General features: G+C 38.9%; 5 protein-coding genes. 1 reads left to right on the plus strand and 4 read right to left on the minus strand.

The genetic code is table 11. The features are described from left to right. Positions 1–120: 120 nt before the first annotated feature. The gene (locus FC65_RS11890) at positions 121–291 is read left to right on the plus strand and encodes a hypothetical protein (protein WP_156408616.1); all 171 of its coding nucleotides are present in this window, start codon (positions 121–123) and stop codon (positions 289–291) included. Positions 292–406: 115 nt separating this feature from the next. Here FC65_RS11890 and FC65_RS09320 read toward each other — a convergent pair whose 3' ends face one another. From FC65_RS09320 to FC65_RS09335, 4 genes are all read right to left on the minus strand, one after another. After that, positions 407–1,192: an ABC transporter ATP-binding protein gene (locus FC65_RS09320; protein ID WP_191979915.1), complete on the minus strand. Its 786-nt coding sequence runs from the start codon at positions 1,190–1,192 to the stop codon at positions 407–409. Then, positions 1,185–1,913, minus strand: a complete 729-nt coding sequence (locus FC65_RS09325; protein ID WP_056972464.1) for a FecCD family ABC transporter permease — start codon at positions 1,911–1,913, stop codon at positions 1,185–1,187. Before FC65_RS09325 ends, FC65_RS09320 begins: the two co-directional genes overlap by 8 nt. Continuing rightward, positions 1,910–2,932, minus strand: a complete 1,023-nt coding sequence (locus FC65_RS09330; RefSeq protein WP_010495765.1) for a FecCD family ABC transporter permease — start codon at positions 2,930–2,932, stop codon at positions 1,910–1,912. The genes FC65_RS09325 and FC65_RS09330 overlap by 4 nt, the downstream gene beginning before the upstream one ends. Next, the coding region (locus FC65_RS09335; RefSeq protein WP_056972465.1) for an iron-siderophore ABC transporter substrate-binding protein at positions 2,929–3,863 on the minus strand (935 nt) is incomplete at its 5' end. The genes FC65_RS09335 and FC65_RS09330, both read right to left, overlap by 4 nt.

Genomic DNA, 3,863 nt, shown 5'->3' on the forward strand with positions numbered 1-3,863 from the left:
TTTATTGATTTTATCCAAACAATTAGATTGAGTACTCCCACACAATTTTGCTATAATAAAGACGAATCAACAAGATGATTATTTCATCTTAAATATAATGATTCTCAGGGAGGGATCAAAATGTTAAGACTAGTTGGTCTACTTCTTTTCCTTTTAATTGTTTTGGCTCTGGCCTCGAATGTCACCGATGACTTATACGGTTATTCGAAATCCAAGCGCAAAAACAATTTGTCTTTTTCAGATTGGCGCAAAGAAAACATCTACAACGACATTTTCTTGCCAAAAAAATAATTTTCTGTCACGCAAAATATTTAAGGAGAGAATGACATATGGATAATCCTCGAAGTATTAAGGAATGACTGGTGCGCTTGTTAATTACAAACGAACTAGTCATTCCTTTTTTTGCCTATTTTCCGATCGGGACTACCACGGGACTATGCGCAATTGGGTCTTCAACGATTACTGAGTTTAATCCAAAAACTTCTTTAATCAAATCTTTTTTTACCACTTTTCCGGGATCCCCCTCCTCGATCAACATGCCGTCTTTCAAGGCAAAAAGTCGGTCAGCATAACGAGCAGCCAAGTTGATATCGTGCAAGATAACAACAATAGTCTTACCGAAACGTTTATTTAAATCGGACAGCAGATCCAAAATTTCAACTTGATAAGTCATGTCTAAAAATGTTGTCGGTTCATCTAAAAAGATAATATCCGTTTGTTGTGCTAATGCAAGAGCAATCCAAACTCGTTGCTTTTGACCACCAGACAACCCACTAACATCTCTCTTTGCTAAATCTGTAATGCCAACCATTTCCATTGCTTCTAAAACCGCGTCTTCATCTTGCTTATTGAATCTGCTAAAAACAAAATGATGAGGAAAACGACCTTGACTGACAAGATCGATCACTTTTAAGCCCACAGGCGCACTAGACTGTTGCGGCAGTACTGCAAGGATCTGCGCCACTTGTTTAGCTGAATACTTTTTCAACTGCTTGCCATCCAACCTGACTTGCCCTGAAGTCGGGATAAGAAATCCGGCCAAAACTCTCAGTAAAGTCGACTTTCCACAACCGTTAGAACCGATCAAAACACTAATTTTCCCAGCTGGTATACGTAAGGAAACATTATTTAGTATATTTCTTTCTGAATAACCGGCATTAATATTTTCACAGTAAAATTCATGCTTACTCATCATATCCACCCCGTTTACTAATTACCATCAATTGCCAAATTAGATAAGGCGCACCTATCAGTCCAGTTACAACACCAACTGGAAAACGGTACGGAAAAGGAAGTTGGGCTAGCATTACACTATCCAAGCTACCGTTCAACCAACGTAACGTTTCAGGCAGATCTCTTTGGTCACCAGTCACTGTCAGATACGAAATTATTGCGTTATAAAAGGCTTGTAATCCGATACCAACTACAATGATCCGTGTAGCAGCCACCCTTTTATGCCCAGATAAACCAAATAAAATAATGACGGTCAATAATCCTGCGCATACTGCCGCAAGTGAGCGTGTCATCTGACCAGTATGAAAAACAAGAATGCAGATCACCACAGCACAACTTGAACCAGAACTGATCCCCAAAATATCAGGATTAGCCAACGGGTTCCGTAACATAGTTTGAAAAATATACCCAGCTATCCCAAAAGAAAAGCCAGCTAAAACTGCAGCAATCATCCTAGGTAATCTTAAGGTTAAAATGGTAAAAGAAGCGCCAGGAACAAACCTACCCAAAATAACTTGGCTAACCTCTGAAATTGAATATATCGTTCTCCCATATAAAAGCGAGAAAACTATTAGCCCCAGCAACACTACACCTAATATACCCACTGAAAGAAAACGACGGATCTTACGACGTTGTGACCCAACAAACTTCTTTGAACTAGAATTATTTTCATCTATCATTGGGCTTGCACCTTCATTCTTCTTGCTAAGTAGACCAACAAAGGAGCGCCTACTAACGCTGTTATGATTCCAACACTAATTTCATTAGAATCACTGACTAACCGGCCGATTACATCAGCGATCGTTAAAAATAACGCTCCAGTCAGAGAAGATAAAGGAATTACTTTTCTTAAATCAGATCCAACGATCAATTTCGTCATATGTGTAGATAACAAACCAATAAAAGCAATCGGTCCGGCTAAAGCAGTTGCAGTTGCACATAAGATAATACCGGCTATACAAGCACAAACGTTAATCAACACGGCATTGACTCCTAAGTTTCTTGCAAGTTCATCACCAAGCATCAACGCATTCAATCCAGGTGCACAACACATCGCCAATATAAAACCTGCAATAAATATTGGAACAAAGATCATTGTTCCCTGACTTGTTGCCGAACCTAAACTTCCGACTTGCCAAAAACGAAATTGGTCCAGGGAATCTTGCTTAACTAAAATCACAGTCGTAACTAAAGAAGAAAACATAATACTGACCGCTGTACCAGAAAGGATCAGCGTTAACGGATCAACTTTACGTTCCAAAAAAACGATTCCAAAAACAATAGTTACAGCTGCTAAGGCTCCGATAAAAGCTAGTCCAATATATTGCCAGGCTGAGCTGATTTTAAAAAATGCCAGACCGCAAACCACAAAGAAAGAGGCTCCTGTATTAATTCCTAAGATGCTTGGGTCAGCCAAGGGGTTACGAGTGACCCCCTGCATTAAAGCTCCAGAGATACCTAAAGCTGCCCCACATAAAATTGCAAAAAAAGTCCGGATTATCCTTTTCTGAACAATGCTTTCCACAAGAGGGTCGCTTACTTTCTGCATAAGCAAAATAGAAGAAACATCGTGTGCAGAAATATCTTTAACACCACAGAAAACTGAAGCAAAACCTGCAAAAATCAATAACACAAACAAAGATGAGATCAGCTTCCATTTAATGCGACTATGCGATTTCACGTGATCAACTGCTGTCATTGAACTTTGCCGGCTGCCTTTCCTAATAATCTAAGATACTCATCTAAGGTATAACTGATCGATAATGGCGTTGGCGTTCCAGCAGCAACAATAGGTGAATCACTACCAATAAAAGCAACTGAGCCCCGTTTAATAGCTGGGACCTGACCTAAAACTGGATCATTTTTTAAAGTCTGATATAACTTTTTATCTCCATAGCCAACGATAATATCTGTATCATTTAAAACAGATTCTTTTTCGGAACTGAAATCTTTTGAATAACTATTTTTACTCTTTATTTCCCGGGTTATATTCTCGGGATAATTTAAGCCAAATTCTTTTAACAAGGCCGGTCGCGGGTCTGCAGAGGTGTAAATCTGGAGCTTAGAAAGATCCTTGGCTGAAAAATTGACCCATGTGACTGTATTTCCTTTTAACTGGGGATACTTTTTGACTCTGGTATTTATTTTTTGCTCTGTTTGTTTGATCAGTTTGTCTCCCTGTTTTTCCATCCCCATTCCCTTAGAATCAAGATGAATTTGTTCTTTCCATGAAGTTGTCCATGCTGACTTGGGATAAGCTACCACTGGTGCGATCTTTGATAATGTTTTATATTCCTCTTTAGTAATTCCTGAGTAGGCAGCTAAGATAACATCTGGTTTAGAATCAGCAATAGCTTCAAAATCAAGTCCATCTGTGTCTTTGTAAACATTCGGATTTTTTTCATCAAGCTGATCCAATTTCTTCTTAGTCCATGGTAAAAGTCCGCTATTGTCTTTAACACCAAAATTGGCTGCTGAGAATCCAACTGGCACAACACCTAATGCCAAAGAAACGTCTTGGTTCCCCCACTGAATCGTTGCAATTCTCTTAGGTTTCTGTTTAATAACTGTAGTACCAAATTTATTCTTTATTTTCAGTGCCTGATTTACAATCCAAGTGCAACACAAGT

This window comes from Ligilactobacillus acidipiscis DSM 15836 (assembly GCF_001435755.1).
GTDB classification, from domain to species: Bacteria; Bacillota; Bacilli; order Lactobacillales; family Lactobacillaceae; genus Ligilactobacillus; species Ligilactobacillus acidipiscis.

Bases quoted from the DNA above. Each gene is read 5' to 3' on its own strand.
- FC65_RS11890 (WP_156408616.1), top strand. From the start codon at position 121: ATGTTAAGACTAGTTGGTCTACTTCTTTTCCTTTTAATTGTTTTGGCT.
- FC65_RS09320 (WP_191979915.1), bottom strand. From the start codon at position 1,192: ATGAGTAAGCATGAATTTTACTGTGAAAATATTAATGCCGGTTATTCA.
- FC65_RS09325 (WP_056972464.1), bottom strand. From the start codon at position 1,913: ATGATAGATGAAAATAATTCTAGTTCAAAGAAGTTTGTTGGGTCACAA.
- FC65_RS09330 (WP_010495765.1), bottom strand. From the start codon at position 2,932: ATGACAGCAGTTGATCACGTGAAATCGCATAGTCGCATTAAATGGAAG.